The organism is Actinomadura barringtoniae (assembly GCF_017573505.1).
In the GTDB taxonomy this organism is placed as follows: Bacteria; Actinomycetota; Actinomycetes; order Streptosporangiales; family Streptosporangiaceae; genus Spirillospora; species Spirillospora barringtoniae.
On record NZ_JAGEOJ010000009.1, the window covers coordinates 178,780 to 195,381 of the forward strand.

The 16,602-nt window shown below is 70.4% G+C and carries 15 protein-coding genes; 8 read left to right on the forward strand and 7 right to left on the reverse strand.

Annotated features, from left to right (window positions below; translation table 11 throughout):
• Positions 1-106 precede the first annotated feature (106 nt).
• A complete protein-coding gene (locus tag J4573_RS22770; RefSeq protein ID WP_208257825.1) occupies positions 107-2,284 on the forward strand; it encodes a Pr6Pr family membrane protein in 2,178 nt (725 codons plus the stop codon).
• A 20-nt stretch (positions 2,285-2,304) separates the two neighbouring features.
• Here J4573_RS22770 and J4573_RS22775 read toward each other — a convergent pair whose 3' ends face one another.
• Positions 2,305-3,198 (reverse strand): ion transporter, encoded by an 894-nt coding sequence (locus J4573_RS22775; RefSeq protein ID WP_208257826.1) that lies wholly within the window; start codon positions 3,196-3,198, stop codon positions 2,305-2,307.
• 127 nt (positions 3,199-3,325) lie between these two features.
• On the opposite strand from J4573_RS22775, the gene J4573_RS22780 reads away from it, so the two are divergent.
• From J4573_RS22780 to J4573_RS22790, 3 genes are read left to right on the forward strand one after another with little or no spacing between them, the layout of a single operon-like run.
• The gene (locus tag J4573_RS22780) at positions 3,326-3,634 is read left to right on the forward strand and encodes a hypothetical protein (RefSeq protein WP_208257827.1); all 309 of its coding nucleotides are present in this window, start codon (positions 3,326-3,328) and stop codon (positions 3,632-3,634) included.
• A gap of 24 nt (positions 3,635-3,658) precedes the next feature.
• Positions 3,659-3,841 (forward strand): DUF3099 domain-containing protein, encoded by a 183-nt coding sequence (locus tag J4573_RS22785; protein ID WP_208257828.1) that lies wholly within the window; start codon positions 3,659-3,661, stop codon positions 3,839-3,841.
• Between the two features lie 51 nt (positions 3,842-3,892).
• Positions 3,893-4,510, forward strand: a complete 618-nt coding sequence (locus tag J4573_RS22790; RefSeq protein ID WP_208257829.1) for a trimeric intracellular cation channel family protein — start codon at positions 3,893-3,895, stop codon at positions 4,508-4,510.
• Here J4573_RS22790 and J4573_RS22795 read toward each other — a convergent pair.
• Positions 4,416-5,609 (reverse strand): DUF475 domain-containing protein, encoded by a 1,194-nt coding sequence (locus tag J4573_RS22795; RefSeq protein WP_208257830.1) that lies wholly within the window; start codon positions 5,607-5,609, stop codon positions 4,416-4,418. The genes J4573_RS22790 and J4573_RS22795 overlap by 95 nt on opposite strands.
• Before the next feature lie 97 nt (positions 5,610-5,706).
• Here J4573_RS22795 and fdhD point away from each other — a divergent pair, with 97 nt between their 5' ends.
• From fdhD to J4573_RS22815, 4 genes are all read left to right on the forward strand, one after another.
• Entirely contained in the window at positions 5,707-6,519 is an 813-nt protein-coding gene (fdhD, locus tag J4573_RS22800; protein WP_208257831.1) for a formate dehydrogenase accessory sulfurtransferase FdhD, read from the forward strand.
• Between the two features lie 165 nt (positions 6,520-6,684).
• Positions 6,685-7,617 carry a metal-dependent hydrolase gene (locus J4573_RS22805; protein ID WP_208257832.1) on the forward strand — a complete coding sequence of 311 codons (933 nt, stop codon included), beginning with the start codon at positions 6,685-6,687 and terminating at the stop codon, positions 7,615-7,617.
• A gap of 135 nt (positions 7,618-7,752) precedes the next feature.
• On the forward strand, positions 7,753-8,598 hold the full coding sequence (locus J4573_RS22810; RefSeq protein WP_372442866.1) for a M24 family metallopeptidase: 846 nt from the start codon (positions 7,753-7,755) through the stop codon (positions 8,596-8,598).
• Positions 8,595-10,358 carry an SDR family oxidoreductase gene (locus J4573_RS22815; protein ID WP_208257833.1) on the forward strand — a complete coding sequence of 588 codons (1,764 nt, stop codon included), beginning with the start codon at positions 8,595-8,597 and terminating at the stop codon, positions 10,356-10,358. The genes J4573_RS22810 and J4573_RS22815 overlap by 4 nt, the downstream gene beginning before the upstream one ends.
• A 7-nt stretch (positions 10,359-10,365) precedes the next feature.
• On the opposite strand, the gene J4573_RS22820 is transcribed toward J4573_RS22815, so the two are convergent.
• The 5 genes from J4573_RS22820 to J4573_RS22840 all read right to left on the reverse strand — a co-directional run bounded on the left by J4573_RS22820 (position 10,366) and on the right by J4573_RS22840 (position 16,590).
• The gene (locus J4573_RS22820) at positions 10,366-11,544 is read right to left on the reverse strand and encodes an ABC transporter ATP-binding protein (RefSeq protein WP_208257834.1); all 1,179 of its coding nucleotides are present in this window, start codon (positions 11,542-11,544) and stop codon (positions 10,366-10,368) included.
• Positions 11,545-11,550: 6 nt separating this feature from the next.
• Complete coding sequence (locus tag J4573_RS22825; protein WP_208257835.1) at positions 11,551-12,381, reverse strand: carbohydrate ABC transporter permease; 831 nt, start codon at positions 12,379-12,381, stop codon at positions 11,551-11,553.
• The gene (locus tag J4573_RS22830; protein ID WP_208257836.1) at positions 12,381-13,325 is read right to left on the reverse strand and encodes a carbohydrate ABC transporter permease; all 945 of its coding nucleotides are present in this window, start codon (positions 13,323-13,325) and stop codon (positions 12,381-12,383) included. Before J4573_RS22830 ends, J4573_RS22825 begins: the two co-directional genes overlap by 1 nt.
• 103 nt (positions 13,326-13,428) lie before the next feature.
• Positions 13,429-14,691, reverse strand: coding sequence for an ABC transporter substrate-binding protein (locus J4573_RS22835; RefSeq protein WP_208257837.1), 1,263 nt, complete (start codon positions 14,689-14,691; stop codon positions 13,429-13,431).
• Positions 14,692-14,802: 111 nt separating this feature from the next.
• The gene (locus tag J4573_RS22840) at positions 14,803-16,590 is read right to left on the reverse strand and encodes a glycoside hydrolase family 15 protein (protein WP_208257838.1); all 1,788 of its coding nucleotides are present in this window, start codon (positions 16,588-16,590) and stop codon (positions 14,803-14,805) included.
• Between the last annotated feature and the right edge of the window lie 12 nt (positions 16,591-16,602).

Genomic DNA, 16,602 nt, shown 5'->3' on the forward strand with positions numbered 1-16,602 from the left:
AAGCGCGTGTTTCCGGGTTCCGTGCGGCGGCTTGATCTCCCCGTTGCCGATCACTAGGAATGGTGCGGTCCCCGGGTAGGGGGCGTTGATCGGGGGGGTCGACCTGATGATCGCCACATGGGCGAGGCTTTTGGCATGCGCGCGAACGGGCGCGGGCGCGGTCCTGGCGGTGACCGCGGCGGCGGCGGTGGCCGTGCTCGGGCTGCTGGCCGTGGCGGGGGGCGCGGCGGCCGACGGTCCGGTGAAGAAGCCCAAGGTGGTCTTCGAGGTCTCCACGGTCCCTGCGCATCCGGTGGCCGGCAAGGCGTTCCTCTACAAGGTGAAGGTCAAGAACGTCGGCCAGGTGCCCTCCGGCAAGGTCACGCTGAACCAGCCGTTCCCGAAGGGCGTCAAGATCCTCAAGATGCCCCGGGAGTGCACGTCGGCCACCAAGCCGGACCAGAGCGTCGTGGTGACGTGCGTGTGGAAGAACATCCCGTACAAGAAGTCGGCCACCGCCACGCTCGGCCTGTTCCCCGACGCGTCATTGTCGTCGGGGTCGCTGGTCATCGGCCAGCCGACGGTCACCTACAAGGGCGGTAAGAAGGCCAAGCCCGCCAAGGGGACCAAGGGCAAGCCGGGTCTGCAGTTCACGCTGACCCGTGAGAGCGACCTGGTCCTGTCGCCCAAGGGCACGGCCGACCGCTCGCTGGACATCGAGCCGGGCGGCGTCGCCACGTTCACCGCGGACGTGCTGAACCGGGGGCCGTCGGTCGCCGACGACATCGTGCTCACCGGGACGCTGCCGGACGGCTTCAGCCTGGAGGGCGCGGAGCTGACCGCGGCGAAGCCGGGCAGCGTCTCCCCGGAACGGAGCGCTTCCCCGGAACGGAGCGCCTCGTCGGAGCGGTCGGCGCCGCGCGTACCCGAGCGGTCGGAGCGGCGAGCCAAGCCGGTGTGCCAGGTCAAGGACCACAAACTGCGCTGCGTCATCGGGCGGCTGAAGCCGGGCGAGCACCGCTGGCTGAAGATCACGCTGCGGGCCACGCCGGACGCCAAGCCCGGCAAGCGCGTGCTGGAGCTGAAGCTGACCAGCGCCTCCAAGGACCCGCAGGGCGGCGACAACCTCATCCGGGTCCCGATCCGGGTGCTGGCGCGTTCCTCCACGCGGGCGGCCGCCGCCACCGTCGGCGGGCACAGCGCGGGCGGCACGGCCGGCGGGCACAGCGCGGGCGGCACCACGACGTCGTCCAGCGACAACTCGCGCGGCCAGAAGCGCAGCGTCGCGGGCTACGTCAACAAGGCGGCGCTCGGCGGCTTCGCCAACTCCTTCGGCGTCGCCGGGCTCATCAACACCGCGGGCGTCGCGAGCATCGTGCAGCCACCGGCTCCGCCGCCTCCCCCGCCGCCGGCGCCCGCGCCCGCGGCGGTCGCCCCGGCTCCGCCGCCCCCTCCCCCGGCCGTGCCGCCCGTGCCGCCGGCACCCAAGAAGATCACGCCGATCCGGGACGTGCACAAGGCCAAGGCCGCGTCGGGCGGCGCGAAGCAGATCCCGTTGCTGCTGCTCATGGGCACGTTCGTGGTGACCGCCATCGCGGGCGCCGTCCGCGGCGGCGGCGACGCGGGCGGCGGCGAGGGGTCGGGCGCCGGGCACCGCACGTCGGGCCGGTTCGGCTGGCGGATCCCCTGGCCGATCGCCGGGTACCGCGCGGTCTGCGGCGTGGTGATCCTCACCGAGGAGCTGTACGGGATGCTGCTCGGCCTCGGCCAGCCGGACTTCTCGGTGATGGACTACCTGAGCTCGTTCGCGTTCCTCACCGGGACCTTCGCCGCCGTCGTGCTGCTGGTCGGGGTCGTACGGCAGGTCCCGGCGCGGATTCGCGGCGGCGCGCTGCTGGCGATGGCCACGACCGCCGTCGTGTTCCTGACGATGCCCGCGCCCGTCGGCCCGTCGGCGCCGGTCGGCTGGCTGCTGCAGGTGGTCGTGCCCGTCGTCGTGCTGCTCGACTGGCTGATCGACGCTCCGGCGGGCCGCATGCGCACCCGGGTCACGCGGGGCTGGGCCGTCATCGCGCTGGCCTACCTGGTCTACAGCATGCTGCGCGGCCCGTTCGCCGACTGGTACCCGTACCCGTTCCTGGACCCGGGGCTCGTCGGCGGGTACGTGCGGGTCCTGGCGTACTGCCTGGCGCTCGGGCTGGCGATGGCGGTGATCTCCCAGCTGATCGTCTGGAGCGGTGGGAGGTTCACCTCGCGTACCCAGCCCGAGCGCAGGGAGGCGACCCTGCCGAGGCCGGTGGGGTGAGGCTTACGCGGCCGTGCGGCTCACGCGGGGCGCAGGCGGGCGAGCTCGTCCCGCATGGCCGCCACGTCCTCGCTCAGGGCCTTGACCGCGTCCAGGGTCTCCACGTCGCGCTGCCGGTCCTCCTCCTGCGCGCGCTCGATGTCGTCGGCGAGCTCGCCGGAGATCTGCGACTCCATCGCGCTCACCACGACCGCCATGAACAGGTTCAGCACGGCGAACGTGGAGACCAGGATGTAGAGCACGAAGAAGATCCACGACAGCGGCTGGTGGTGCATCACCTCGCGGGCGACGTCGGACCAGTTGTCGCCGGTCATGATCTGGAACAGCGTGAACAGCGAGTCGCCGAGGCTGCCGAAGGCGGCCGGCATGGCCGAGCCGAACAGCTTGGTCGCCATGACGCCCGCGACGTACAGGATCAGGACCAGCAGCCCGGTGATGGACGCCATCCCGGGCATCGCGGTGAGCAGCGCGCCGACGACGCGGCGCAGGCTCGGCACGGCCGAGATCAGCCGCAGCACCCGCAGGATCCGCAGCGCCCGCAGCACCGACAGGCCGCCCGCGCTCGGCGTCAGCGCGATGCCGACGACCAGGGCGTCGAACATGCACCAGGGGTCGCGCAGGAACGCCTTCCCGTGCGCGAAGGCACGCAGCCCGAGCTCGACGGTGAAGACCATCAGGCAGACCCGGTCGGTCGCCTCCAGCCAGTCGCCGTAGTCGCGCATGACCGCCGGCATCGTGTCGAGGCCGAGCGAGGCCGCGTTGACCATGATGAGCACGGTGACGGCGAGCTGGAAGCGGGTGGAGTCGACCAGGCGGCGCACCCGTTCCCGCGCCGCCTGGATCGCGGTGAGGGTCGCCGCGGCGACCTCGGACGACGGACCGACGGCTCGGGGAGCGCCATCGTTCTCGACCATGCTTCTCCTTCTGACGGACCGATTGCCCTAAAGAGACGCTAACTAAGTGTAATGAGATGACTACAGTTGAAGTAGATACGGTCGGCCCGGGCCATTCGGTCCGGTCCGGCCCGCGACACTGTCCCGGGTGACCCTCCTCGCCGCCGGCGCCGCCGCGTTCGCCGCCCTCATCGGGGCGGCCCCGGCCCCGCCCGCAGCCTCCGCGCAGCCCGCCGCGCATCCCGCCGCCGCGCACCCCGTGACCGCGCGGCCCGTGACCGGCACCGCCACCGATGCCTCCAAGGTCCGGCTCAAGCGCCGTACCCCGGCCCGGACCCCGGCGAGCCCGCTCGGCTTCCTCTCCGGGATGAGCCTGTCGCTCCCGCTGTGCCTCCCCCTGGTGCTCTCGACATCGCCCGGTCCGGAGCCCGGTGACCTCTGCCCTCAGGCCGAGTGACCCGCGGGTCGTATCGTGGGAGGCATGAGGCGTCGCAGGATCGCCTACGCGATCATGATGGGGACCTGCCTCACCCTGTTCGTGCTGGCCTGGTCGGTGGTGCGGCTGTTCTCGCCGCCCGCCGCGATCGCGATGTCGGTCGTGGCGATGGTCATCCCGCCGTTCGCCGCCATCGTCGCCAACTGGAACGCCGACAAGCGCGAATGATCCGCGCGCCGCGTTCCGGCGGGGGCCGGTGACCTGCCAGAGTGCCGGACCATGGACGTTCCCGAGCTGCTCGACCTGGCCGGCATCTTCGTGTTCGCGGTGTCGGGCGGCCTCACGGCGGTGCGGCAGCGGCTCGACATGGTGGGCATGGTGGTGCTCGCCGAGATCACCGCGCTCGGCGGCGGGATCGTGCGCGACCTGGTCATCGGCGCGGTGCCGCCGACCGCGTTCACCAGCGTCGGGTACGTGCTGGTCCCGGTGGCCGCCGCCGTCCTGGTCTTCTTCTGGCATCCGCAGGTGAGCCGCATCCTGCCGACGGTGCTGCTGTTCGACGCCGCCGGGCTCGGCCTGTTCTGCGCCACCGGCACCGCCAAGGCGCTGGACTTCGGGCTGTCACCGCTGCACGCGGTCCTGCTGGGGGTCATCACGGCCGTCGGCGGCGGCATGCTGCGCGACGTGCTGAGCGGGCTGATCCCCTCGGTGCTCTACGACCGGCAGTTGTACGCGCTGCCCGCCCTCCTCGGCGCCGCCCTGGTCGCGGTCGCCGACGTCACCGGGTGGCACGGTCCAGGCGTCACTGCCGGCGCTGCCCTTCTGGCGTTCGTGCTGCGGGTATCGGCGATGCGTTACGGCTGGCGTACTCCCCGTCCTCGAGGCGTTCGGGACTGACGTCCGCGCCCGCGTCGGAATCGGCCACGGGCTCAGCCTCGGATTCGGTCACGGGCCCTGCTTCGGGATCGGCCTCGGGATCCGTCCCGGATCCGGCGTCCGCGGCGGCCGAGCGGCGGTCCAGGTTGTGCACCACCGAGCTGAGGAACGCGGCGAGGATCAGCCCGGCGCCCAGCCCGCCGGTGAGCCATTCGGGCACGTCGCGGGCGATGCTGACGAGCATGCACACCGCGAGGGCGCCGATCGCCCAGTGCGCGCCGTGCTCCAGGTAGATGTACTCGCTGAGCGTGCCCTTGCGGACCAGGTAGACCGTCAGCGACCGGATGTACATCGCCCCGACGCCGAGGCCGAGCGCGATCACGATCGGGTCGGAGCTGATGGCGAACGCGCCGACGACGCCGTCGAAGCTGAACGAGGCGTCCAGCACCTCCAGGTAGAGGAACAGGAAGAACCCGGCGCGGGCGGCCGACGCCCCGACCTCGGAGAACAGCTCCCCCAGCCCGTTCACCAGGATGTAGGTCATGATCCCCAGCACCCCGGCGATCATCACGTTCCCGGGGTCGTCGGCGTAGATGCCCGACACCAGCACCAGCGCGAGGCCCGCGACCACGACCGGCAGCTGGTTGACCTGGCCGAGCCGGGCCAGCGGCTCCTCCAGCCAGGGCAGCCACCGCTCGGGGTGCTCCTGGAAGACGAACTCCAGGAACAGCATCAGCAGGAACATCCCGCCGAACGCCGCGATGAGCGGGTGCGCCGACTCCATCGCGTGCTGGTAGGCGTCGGGGTCGTCCAGGGCCAGGTCGAACGCCTTGACCGGGCCGCCCATCCCCGCGGTGACCGCCACGATGATCAGCGGGAACAGCAGCCGCATGCCGAACACCGCGATCACGACGCCGACGGTCAGGAAGATCTTCTGCCAGAACGGGCTCATCCGCTCCAGGACCTTGGCGTTCACCACGGCGTTGTCGAACGACAGGGAGATCTCCAGGATCGCCAGGACCGCGACGAGCACGAAGGCCGTGACGCCCTGATAGAGGAAGGCGGCGGCGAGCGCGACCACGGTGGCGGCGAAGGACCAGCCGAACGTGCGGAGAACCATGGCTATTACGTTAGGCCCTAAATCGACTACTCAGAGTGACCGGGAAGGGGACAGACCGCTGTCGCATGGCGCGGCACCTGGGGGTACGGTCACCTACATGGGTCGGGTAACGGTTCGCAGGCCGGTGCTGCGGCTCGGCGCCGGGGGGACGCGCGGCCGGCGGCCCGACACCCTGGCCGTCGAGGAGCCGCTGGAGATCCGCGTCGCCGGGCGGCCGCTGACGATCACGATGCGCACGCCGGGCGACGACTTCGACCTCGTGGCCGGGTTCCTGGCCGCCGAGGGGATCATCGGCGCGGCGGGCGACCTGCGCGCCATGCGCTACTGCGCCGACGCCGCCCAGCAGAACACCCTCGACGTCGTCCTCGCCGAGGGCGTGCGGCCCCCGGACGCGTCGATGGAACGGGCGTTCACCACCACCAGCGCCTGCGGCGTCTGCGGGAAGGCCAGCATCGAGGCGCTGCGGACCGACCGGCCCTACGAGGTCGCCGCCGATCCCGTCACCTTCACCCCGGAGATCCTCGCCGCGCTCCCCGACCGGCTCCGCGAGGCGCAGCGCGTCTTCGACCGCACCGGCGGCCTGCACGCCGCCGGGCTCTTCGACGCCACGGGCGAGCTGCTGGCCGTACGGGAGGACGTCGGGCGCCACAACGCGGTCGACAAGGTCGTGGGCTGGGCGCTGCGCGCCGGCCTGCTCCCGCTCACCGGGCGGATCCTCATGGTGAGCGGCCGGGCCTCGTTCGAGCTGACCCAGAAGGCCATGCAGGCGGGCATTCCGGCGCTCGCCGCGGTCTCGGCCCCCTCGTCGCTGGCGGCCGAGCTCGCCGACGACGCGGGGATGACGCTCGTGGGGTTCCTGCGCGGCGAGAGCATGAACGTCTACACCGGAGCGCATCGCATCCAGGTGTGAGTGCCGGATTTATCACCCGGCAACGAACACCGGCCGGTAACTTGTGTGCCAGCCCCCAAGAAACCCGGCACTTATCGCTAGTTCACTCCTATCTCAGTGGACCGGCGCACAGGTCTGTACGCTGCGTCCAATAAGGGTCGGGGCGCGCTGAGGTGAGGAGAGGGAATGACGAGGCCCGTGGAAGCAGGATCGACGTTCGAGATCGACGAGCGGCACCCACCGATCCGGCCCCGGCGCGTCAGTTTCGACTGGGAGAAGACCCCGCTGCACTGGATACCGGGCGATCCCGTCGGCACCCACATGATCAACTCGTTCCACATCGTCCTGCCGGAGGGCGAGAAGTGGTTCATCCAGTGCGTCAAGGACGCCACCCCCTACATCAAGGACGAGAAGCTCCGCGAGGAGATCAAGGGCTTCATCGGCCAGGAGATGGTGCACGCCCGTTCCCACCAGGGCGTGCTGGACCGGCTCCTGGAGCAGAACGGCATCGACGTCACCAAGATCACCGGCCCGGCGGGCAAGGGCAACGCCGAGCGGCCCGCGCAGATGGCGGCGCTCAAGGAGAAGTCCCAGCGCAAGTGGCGCCGCCGGCTGCTGTTCGAGCTCGCCGCCGTCGCCTCCATCGAGCACTACACCGCGGTCCTCGGCCAGTGGATCATGGACAACGACAACCTCGACAAGGCCGGTGTCGACCCGACGATGCTGGACCTGCTGCGCTGGCACGGCGCCGAGGAGGTCGAGCACCGGTCGGTGGTGTTCGACGTCTACCAGCAGATGGGCGGCCGTTACCCGCTGCGCGTCGCCGCCTGGGTGGTGTCGCTGTTCTTCCTCTACTGGGCGCTGATCGGCGGCACGCTCTACCTGCTGAAGCAGGACCCGACGATCAAGAAGAAGGTGACGCTCCCCCGCGTCTACCGCTCCTACCGCAAGTCGGTCCGCAGGGGCCACATCCCGGGGATCTTCAAGCTGCTGCTCGGCGAGGCGCCGATCTACCTCAAGCGCTCGCACCACCCCTCGCAGGTCTGCTCCACGCCCCAGGCGCTGGACTACCTGCTGACGTCGCCCGCCGCCAAGGCAGGCGGGTACGACCCGTACTAGACCATCGGCACCATCACCAGCGACCCGGCCGGCGCCGCAAGGGGCCCGGCCGGGTTCTCGCTTTCACGGCATGACGTGGTGCGGCTCACGCCTCGATTACTTGACCGAGGTTCACATCAGCGGTTAATTAACGATGTGTCCAATAATGTGGCGCTCGCCCGCACCGACAACGCCGCGGAGCTCGAGCGATTCCGTGAGATCCAGCGCCTGTGCTACCAGTGCGCCGACGAGGTGGCAGCCACGCTCGAGCCGGGCGTGACCGAACGCCAGGTGTGCAAGACCATGCGCCACTGGCTGCGCGACCACGGCGTGGACGACTGGCTGCACACCCCGTTCGCCTGGTTCGGCGACCGCACCGCCTTCCGCGGCTTCAAGGTCCCGACGCAGTTCCTGCCGAGCGCCACGCGCCTGGAGGAGGGGATGCCCTACATCCTCGACATGGCGCCGGTGAAGCAGGGCTTCTCCGCCGACATCGGCTACGGCGGCGTGCTGGGCGAGAACCGCATCTGGGACCAGCTCGACGCCGACCTCGCCGCGTACCGCACGCTGATCCTGGACCTGGTCAGGCAGCGCCGCACGTTCGCCGACATCTACGCCGAGGTCGACGCGCTGATCGACCGGCAGGGCTACGACAACCGGCACCGCAAGTACCCCGGGCGCGTCATCGGGCACCAGGTCGGCATCATCGGCGGCATGCTGCCCAAGGGCGTCGGCTTCCCGTTCGGCGTCCGCTTCCTGCAGACGATCGGGCGCGAGCTGGTCAAGGAGCGGATGGAGGGGCGTTCCCCGCTCTGGAACGGCGCCAAGCAGTCCCAGCACCCGCCGACACCCGGCCTGTGGGCCGTCGAGCCGCACATCGGCTTCCGCGACGTGGGCGTGAAGTTCGAGGAGTTGCTCGTCGTGACCGAGGACGACGCGTTCTGGCTCGACGACGACCTGCCGCACGTTCACCGCTGGGCCGCACGGAAGGCGACCGCGTGACCACCACTTCCAAGACCACCCGGCACGTTCGCGGGGACGGGGTCGACCTGGCCGTCTACGAGCAGGGCGACCGGTCCCGGCCGACCGTGCTGCTCATGCACGGGTACCCCGACACGCACGCGGTCTGGGACGAGGTGGCCGAACGGCTGGCCGCGCGCTACCACGTGGTCCGCTACGACGTACGGGGCGCGGGCGCGTCCTCGCGGCCGTTCGGGCGCAAGAACTACGCCTTCGACTACCTGATGTCGGACATGCGGGCCGTGCTGGACGCGACCAGCCCGGACGGGCCGGTGCACCTGGTCGGGCACGACTGGGGGTCCATCCAGTCGTGGGAGGCCGCGTGCACCATGCCGGAGCGGTTCCGGTCGTTCACCTCGATGTCCGGGCCGTGCCTGGACCACGTGGGGCACTGGCTGCGCGGCAAGCTCAGCCGCCCGACGCCGCGCAACCTCAGGCAGGCCGCCGGGCAGAGCGCCCGCTCCTGGTACATCTACTTCTTCCAGACGCCCGTCGTCCCCGAGGTGATGTGGCGGACCGGCCTGTCCACGTCGTTCTCGCGGTCCCTGGAGATCGGTGAGGGCATCGAGCCGCGCGAGGGCCACCCGGCGCGGACCCTGGCGCGCGACGGCGCGGCCGGGGTCGGGCTCTACCGGGCCAACATGGTCCAGCGGCTGCGCAGGCCGCGCGACCGGCGCACCGACGTGCCGACCCAGGTCATCGTCCCGACCAAGGACCTGTTCGTCTCGCCGCATCTGGTCGGCGGGCTGCAGGAGCGGGTGCCCAACCTGTCGCTGCGGACCATCGCGTCCGGGCACTGGGTGCCGCGCAGCCACCCCGAGGTCCTCGCGCGCTGGATCAACGAGCACATCACCGCGGTCGAGGGCGGCGCGCTCACCACGACCGAGGAACGGGCGCTGCGGCGCGCGAAGGTGTCCCGCGACCGCCGCCCGTTCGACGGCTCGCTGGTCGTGGTGACGGGCGCGGGCAGCGGCATCGGCCGGGCCACGTCGCTGGCGTTCGCCGAACTGGGCGCCGAGGTGGTCGCCGCCGACCTGGACCTGGAGTCGGCGCAGCGCACCGCCGAGCTCGCCGGGCTCCTCGGGCCGCACGGGCACGCCTTCGGAGTGGACGTGTCGGACCCGACCGCGATGGAGGACTTCGCCAAGTCGGTGCTGCACGGCCACGGCGTCCCCGAGGTCGTGGTCAACAACGCCGGGATCGGCATGGCCGGCTCGTTCCTGGACCACTCGGTGGAGGACTGGGAGAAGGTCCTGGACGTCAACCTGTGGGGCGTGATCCACGGCTCGCGTCTGTTCGCCGCGCAGATGGTCGAGCAGGGCCAGGGCGGGCACATCGTCAACACCGCCTCGGCGGCGGCGTTCACGCCGTCCCGCACGCTGCCCGCGTACGCGACGAGCAAGGCGGCCGTGCTGATGCTGTCGGAGTGCCTGCGCGCCGAGCTCGCGGGCAAGGGCATCGGGGTCAGCGCGATCTGCCCCGGGATCGTCAACACCAACATCACCAAGACGTCCCGGTTCGTGGGGCAGAGCGCCGAGGAGCAGGCCAAGAGCCAGGGCCGCGCGGCCCGCGCCTACGCGATGCGCAACTTCGGGCCCGAGGGCGTCGCCAAGCAGATCGTCGCCGCCGTCCGCAAGGACCGGGCCGTCGTTCCCGTCACGCCCGAGGCGCGGCTCAGTTACCTCACCAGCCGGGTGTCGCCGCGCGTGATGCGGCTGCTGGCCCGCTTCGACGTCGGCTAAGGGCCGGTCAGACCTCTTCGGTGAGGTTGAGCCCGCTCTCGGGCTCGAACAGCAGGATGTCGGCCGGGTCGAAGTCCAGCTCGACGCTCTCTCCCTCGCGTGCCCGGGAGCGGGCGTCGAGCCGGGCGACCAGCTGCACCCGGCCGTGGTCGACGTTGCCCTGGTAGGCCTCGGCCAGGTGCTCGGAGTCGATCGCGCCGGCCCGTCCCAGGTCGACGTAGGCGAACTTCTCGGCGCCGAGCGACTCCAGGATCTCCACCTCCCCGCTGAACGTGCAGTCGCGTCCGTCGGGGTTGCCGCTCGCGGTTTCGAGGCTCGCGTCACCGAAGGCCTCCGGGCGGATGCCCATGATGACCTGCCTGGGCGCGTCATGGCGCTCCAGGGCGCTCCGGACGCGGTCGGACAGGGGAATCCTGCCGATCACCGTCTCCAGGCCGTCTCCGGTGATCTCAGCGGGCAGGAAGTTCATGCCGGGAGAGCCGATGAAGCCCGCGACGAACAGGTTGTGCGGGTGCTCGTAGAGCTCCTCGGGCGAGCCGACCTGCTGCACGACGCCCTTGCGCATCAGCACGATCCGGTCCCCGAGCGTCATCGCCTCGGTCTGGTCGTGGGTGACGTAGACGGTCGTGGTGCCGAGGTCGTTCTGCAGCCGCGAGATCATCGTGCGCATCTGGACGCGCAGCTTGGCGTCCAGGTTGGACAGCGGCTCGTCCATCAGGAACGCCTTGGGCTCGCGCACGATCGCGCGGCCCATCGCCACCCGCTGGCGCTGGCCGCCCGACAGGTTGGCGGGCTTGCGGTCCAGCAGCGGCTCGATGTCCAGGATCCGCGCGGCCTTCTCGATCTTGGCGTTGGCCTCGGCCTTGTCGACCTTGGCGAGGCGCAGCGGGAAGCCGATGTTGTCGCGGACGCTCATGTGCGGGTAGAGCGCGTACGACTGGAACACCATCGCGATGTCGCGGTCGCGCGGCGCCTGGTCGTTCACCCGCTCGCCGCCGATCAGCAGGTCGCCCTCGCTGATGTCCTCCAGCCCGGCGATCATGTTGAGCGTGGTCGACTTGCCGCACCCCGAGGGCCCGACCAGGATGATGAACTCCTTGTCGGCGATCTTGAGGTTCAGGTCGTCGACCGCGACGGTCCCGTCCGGGTAGCGCTTGGTCACCCCGGCCAGCTCGATCTCAGCCATGGTCGCTCATCCCTTCACCGCGCCCGAGGTCAGGCCGGCCACGATCCGGCGTTGGAAGAACAGCACGAACAGCACGATCGGGATCGTGATGACGATGGCGGCGGCCGCGATCGAGCCCGTCGGGTCCTCGAACTGCGAGCTGCCGGTGAAGAACGAGATCGTCGCCGGCGCGGTCCGGGCCGCGCTGGAGGAGGTCAGCGAGATCGAGAACAGGAAGTCGTTCCAGCAGACGATGAACGCCAGGATCGCGGTGGTGACCACGCCGGGCGCCGCCAGCGGCGCGATGACCATCCGGAACGCCTGGAACGGCGTGGCGCCGTCCATCTTCGCGGCCTTCTCCAGGTCCCACGGGATCTCCCTGAAGAACGTCGAGAGCGTGTAGATCGTGAGCGGCAGCGCGAAGGTGATGTACGGCAGGATCAGGCCCGGCCAGGTGTTGAACAGCCCGAGCTGCCGCTCGATCTGGAACAGCGGCGTGACCAGCGAGATCTGCGGGAACATCGCGATCAGCAGCGACATGCCGAGGACCGCGGGCTTGCCCGGGAAGTCCAGCCGGGCGACCGCGTAGGCGGCCATCGTGCCGATCACGATCGCGATCACCGTGGAGATCAGGCCGATGCCGATCGAGTTGATGAGGCCGCGCGTGAAGTCGTCGTTCTTGAAGATGCCCTTGTAGTTGTCGAAGGTCCACTTGGTGGGCCAGAACGTCTTCTCGGTGATGGTGCCCGGGTCCTTGAACGACAGCGAGGCGATCCACACCACCGGGATCAGCGCGTACAGCAGCACGAGCAGGTTGATCAGGCTCCATTTGGCCATCCGGCCGCCGGTCCGCTCCATCAGCGCTTCCCTCCCCCGTCCTGGCCGGGCGCCGAGGTGCCGAAGCCCTTGATGAAGATGAACGCGATGAGCGCGACGGTCAGGAAGATCAGCACCGACATCGTCGAGCCGATGCCGAGGTTCAGCCCGCCGATCAGGTTGTGGTAGGCGATGACCGACACCGACGAGGTGTTCTGCGCGCCGTTGGTCAGCACGTAGATGTTGTCGAAGATGCGGAACGCGTCCAGCATGCGGAACAGCAGCGCCGCGAGGATCGCCGGCTTCATCAGCGGCAGCGTCACCATCCGGAACCGCTGCCAGCCGCTCGCGCCGTCCATCGAGGCGGCCTTCAGCGCGTCCTCGGGCACCAGCGCGAGCCCGGCCATGAGCAGCAGCGCCATGAACGGCGTGGTCTTCCAGATCTCGGCCAGGATGATGATCCAGATCGACGGCCAGTGCTCGGTGAGCGGCGCGGAGCCGGTCGGCATCAGCCCGGCCAGCCAGCCGCCGCCGGTGTCGGGCGTCCAGGCGTACTTCCAGCCGTAGGCCGCCGCCACGGTGACGATGCCGTACGGGATCAGCACGACCGTGCGGATCAGGCCCTTGGCGAAGAGGGTCCGGTACATCACCATCGCGATCGCCATGCCGAGCACCAGCTCGACGGCGACGCTGACGACGGTGACGAACGCGGTGACCCAGAACGCCTCCCACCAGAAGCCGCTGGTCAGGACCGTTCCATAGTTGCCGAAGCCGATCCAGGCCCGCTTGTCGGGGAAGCGCAGGTCATAGCGCTGCAGCGACAGCATGACCGAGTAGATGATCGGCCAGCCCGCGACCAGCACCATGACCAGCGCGGCCGGTGCGCACAGCCACAGGCCGAGCCTGCGCTCGGACCGCTTGCCGTCGCTGATCGGCTTCTTGGTCTTGGCCGGTGTGGTTCCCGTCGAGACGTCCGCCGAGGTCATGGGGCCGCCTTGTCTGGACTGAGGAGGGAGGAACGACCGACGAGGGAAGACGAGGCGTCGGCGCCCCATGACCCGGAGCGGCGAAGCCGCGACCATGAGCAGGTCACGGCAGCACCCCCTTGCTGTCGAGGGCGTCGGAGATCAGGCCGCGCAGCGTCTTCAGCGTGCTGGGCGGGTTGATCGAGGCGGGCGGCGACAGCGTCACCGCCGTCACCGTGGAGACGTTCTGGTACGTGGGCGTCTTCGGCCTGGGAGCGGCGGTCTTCAGCGCGTCCAGGATCGTCTGCCGCATCGGGTAGGCCTCGGCCATCCCCTGCGCGTCGTAGACCGCCTCGATCGTGGGCGGCAGGCCGTCCTTGACCGCCGAGACGCGCTGGCTCTCGGGGTCGCGCAGGCACAGCGCCGCCTGGAACGACTCGGCGGGATGCTTGGAGTAGTTGCTGACGGCGAAGTTGGAGCCGCCGAGCGGCGACCGGCCGGTGCCGTCGATGCCCGGGTAGGGCGCCCACTTGAAGTTCGGCAGCATCTTGGGTTTGTTGGCCGCCATCGAGGCGTACACGAACGGCCAGTTGATCTCGTACGCGCCGCGTCCCGACTCGACCGCCAGCCGCGCGTCGTCCTCCTTGGTGTTGGACAGCGACGGGTCGGCGGCCTTGGAACGCGCGAAGTCGCGCATCGTCTGCAGCGCCTTCAGCGCGGGCGGGCCGAGGTCGACCTTCAGGCCGTCCGGGGTGAGGATCCGGCCGCCCGCCGACATCACCAGGCTGTTGAACCAGACGACCAGGCCCTCGTACTGCGCCCCGGTGACCTCGCCGTAGTGCGGCTTGCGCTCGGCCGCCAGCTTCGCCGACGCGGCCATCAGCCCGGCCCACGTGGCCGGCGGCTGCGTGATCAGGTCCGAGCGGTACCAGAGCAGCTGGACGTTGGTGTTGGACGGCGCTCCGTAGAGCCTGCCGTGCCAGATGGCGGTGTCCAGCGGCATCGCGAGCGTGCCCTGCCTGGCCTGCTGGGCGAACGCGCCGGTCCACTCACGGATCCAGCCCGCCTCGGCGAGCTCGGCGGTCCAGGTGACGTCCAGGCCGAGCACGTCCAGCTCGGAGTCGCCCGCCGCCAAGCGCCGGACCAGCTGCTCGCGCTGGTCGTCGGCGCCGCGCGGCAGCGTGTTCAGCACGATCCGGTAGCGCCCCTTCGCCTCCTGGTTACAGCGTTTGACGATGGAGGCGAGGTTCTGCTGCGGCGCGTTGTAGAGGTTCACCACCCGCGCACCCGAAGCATCGGAGCCGCAGCCCGCGACCCCCGCCAGCAGGACGGCGGCGGTGACGGCGGCGACAGGCCCGCGGGCACGCACGCGCACACGTCTCCGCATCCCCCGCTCCCCCCGTGAACGACTCCGGCACGGCGTGCCGGATGATCACGACCTACCCGGACACCCGGCAGTGATCACCTATCGCTACCGATTCATTACTTTCGGTTTCTTTCAGCCGCCGTTCAGATCCAGGCGGTGCCCGTCGAGCTCATAGGCGGTGTGCACGAGCGGCACGTGGCTGAAGGCCTGCGGGAAGTTGCCGACCAGGCGGCCGGCCCGCGGGTCGTACTCCTCGGCCAGCAGGCCCACGTCGTTGCGCAGCGACAGCAGCCGCTCGAACAGCGCGTGCCCCTCCTCCTCGCGGCCGATGAGGCACAGGTTCTCGGCCAGCCAGAACGAGCACGCCAGGAACGCGCCCTCCTCGCCGACCAGGCCGTCGGACGCCTCGCCCTCGTGCGTCGGGTAGCGGCGGACGAACCCGTCGCCCGCCAGCTCGCGCTGCACGGCCTCGATCGTGCCGATCACGCGCGGGTCGTCGGGCGGCAGGAAGCCGATCGTCGTCATCATCAGCAGCGCGGCGTCCACCTCGGTCGAGCCGTAGGACTGCGTGAACGTCCCGCGCACGGGGTCGTAGCCCTTCTCGCAGACCTGCGCATGGATCTCGTCGCGGATGCCGCGCCAGTGCGACACCGGGCCGGGATAGCCGAACTCCTCCGACATGCGGATGGCACGGTCCATCGCGGCCCAGCACATCATCTTGGAGTGCACGAAGTGGCGCCGCTCACCGCGGATCTCCCACAGCCCCTCGTCGGGGTCGGCCCAGTGCTCCTCGACGTACTTCACCAGCGCCTGCTGCATCGACCACATGTGCTCCTCGCGCGGCAGGCCGGCCTTGCGCGCCAGGTAGAGCGAGTTCATCACCTCGCCGGGCACGTCGAGCTGGAGCTGCCCGGCCGCCGCGTTGCCCACCCGGACGGGACTGGAGTCCTCGTACCCGGGGAGCCAGTCGACCTCCCACTCGGTGAGCCTGCGCTCCCCCGCGACGCCGTACATGATCTGGACGTCCTCGGGGCTGCCCGCGACCGCGCGCAGCAGCCACTTGCGCCAGGACGCCGCCTCGTCGGTGCAGCCGCTGCGCAGCAGCGCGTCCAGCGTCATCGTGGCGTCGCGCAGCCAGCAGAATCGGTAGTCCCAGTTGCGGACGCCGCCCAGCGCCTCGGGCAGCGAGGTGGTCGGCGCGGCGACGATGCCGCCGGTCGGCGCGTACGTCAGCGCCTTCAGCGTGATGAGCGAGCGGACGACGGCGTCACGGTAGGTGCCGGTGTAGGAGATCCGGCCCACCCATTCGTTCCACAGCTCCTCGGTCTCCATCAGCGCGGTCAGCGGCTCGACCGGCTTGGGCGGCGGCATGTGCGACGGGTGCCAGGTGAGCACGAACGGGATCCGCTCCCCCTCCGACACCGAGAACTCGGCGGTGTGCGCGAAGTCCTGGCCCGCGACCTCCACCGGAGTGCGCAGCCAGATCGAGTCCGGTCCCGCGATGCCCGCGAGCTGGCCGTCGGCCTTGTGCATCCACGGCACGCGGTGGCCGTAGTCGAAGCGCAGGCGCAGGTCCATCGTCATCGAGACCTCGCCCGCCAGTCCCTCGACGATGCGCACGATGTCGGGCGCCTCGCCGCGGTGCGGCATGAAGTCGATGACCCGTACCGATCCCGCCGAGGTCTCCCACTCGGTCTCCAGGATCAGCGTGTCCCCGCGGTAGCGCCGCCGCGTCGCGCGCCCGGCGCCCGACGGCGCGAGCTGCCAGCGGCCGTTCTCCTCGTCCCCGAGCAGCGCCGCGAAACACGCCCCCGAGTCGAAGCGCGGCAGGCACAACCAGTCGATCGAACCGTCGTTGCAGACCAATGCGGCGCTTTGACAGTCCCCGATCAGGGCATAGTCCTCGATACGTCCTGGCACGTCATCCCCCTG

Excerpts from the sequence above, each read along its gene's own strand:
- J4573_RS22825 (WP_208257835.1), bottom strand. The coding sequence starts at position 12,381 with ATGGAGCGGACCGGCGGCCGGATGGCCAAATGGAGCCTGATCAACCTG.
- J4573_RS22775 (WP_208257826.1), bottom strand. The coding sequence starts at position 3,198 with ATGGTCGAGAACGATGGCGCTCCCCGAGCCGTCGGTCCGTCGTCCGAG.
- J4573_RS22785 (WP_208257828.1), top strand. The coding sequence starts at position 3,659 with ATGAGGCGTCGCAGGATCGCCTACGCGATCATGATGGGGACCTGCCTC.
- J4573_RS22770 (WP_208257825.1), top strand. The coding sequence starts at position 107 with ATGATCGCCACATGGGCGAGGCTTTTGGCATGCGCGCGAACGGGCGCG.
- J4573_RS22790 (WP_208257829.1), top strand. The coding sequence starts at position 3,893 with ATGGACGTTCCCGAGCTGCTCGACCTGGCCGGCATCTTCGTGTTCGCG.
- J4573_RS22795 (WP_208257830.1), bottom strand. The coding sequence starts at position 5,609 with ATGGTTCTCCGCACGTTCGGCTGGTCCTTCGCCGCCACCGTGGTCGCG.
- J4573_RS22830 (WP_208257836.1), bottom strand. The coding sequence starts at position 13,325 with ATGACCTCGGCGGACGTCTCGACGGGAACCACACCGGCCAAGACCAAG.
- J4573_RS22805 (WP_208257832.1), top strand. The coding sequence starts at position 6,685 with ATGACGAGGCCCGTGGAAGCAGGATCGACGTTCGAGATCGACGAGCGG.
- J4573_RS22835 (WP_208257837.1), bottom strand. The coding sequence starts at position 14,691 with ATGCGGAGACGTGTGCGCGTGCGTGCCCGCGGGCCTGTCGCCGCCGTC.
- J4573_RS22820 (WP_208257834.1), bottom strand. The coding sequence starts at position 11,544 with ATGGCTGAGATCGAGCTGGCCGGGGTGACCAAGCGCTACCCGGACGGG.
- fdhD (WP_208257831.1), top strand. The coding sequence starts at position 5,707 with ATGGGTCGGGTAACGGTTCGCAGGCCGGTGCTGCGGCTCGGCGCCGGG.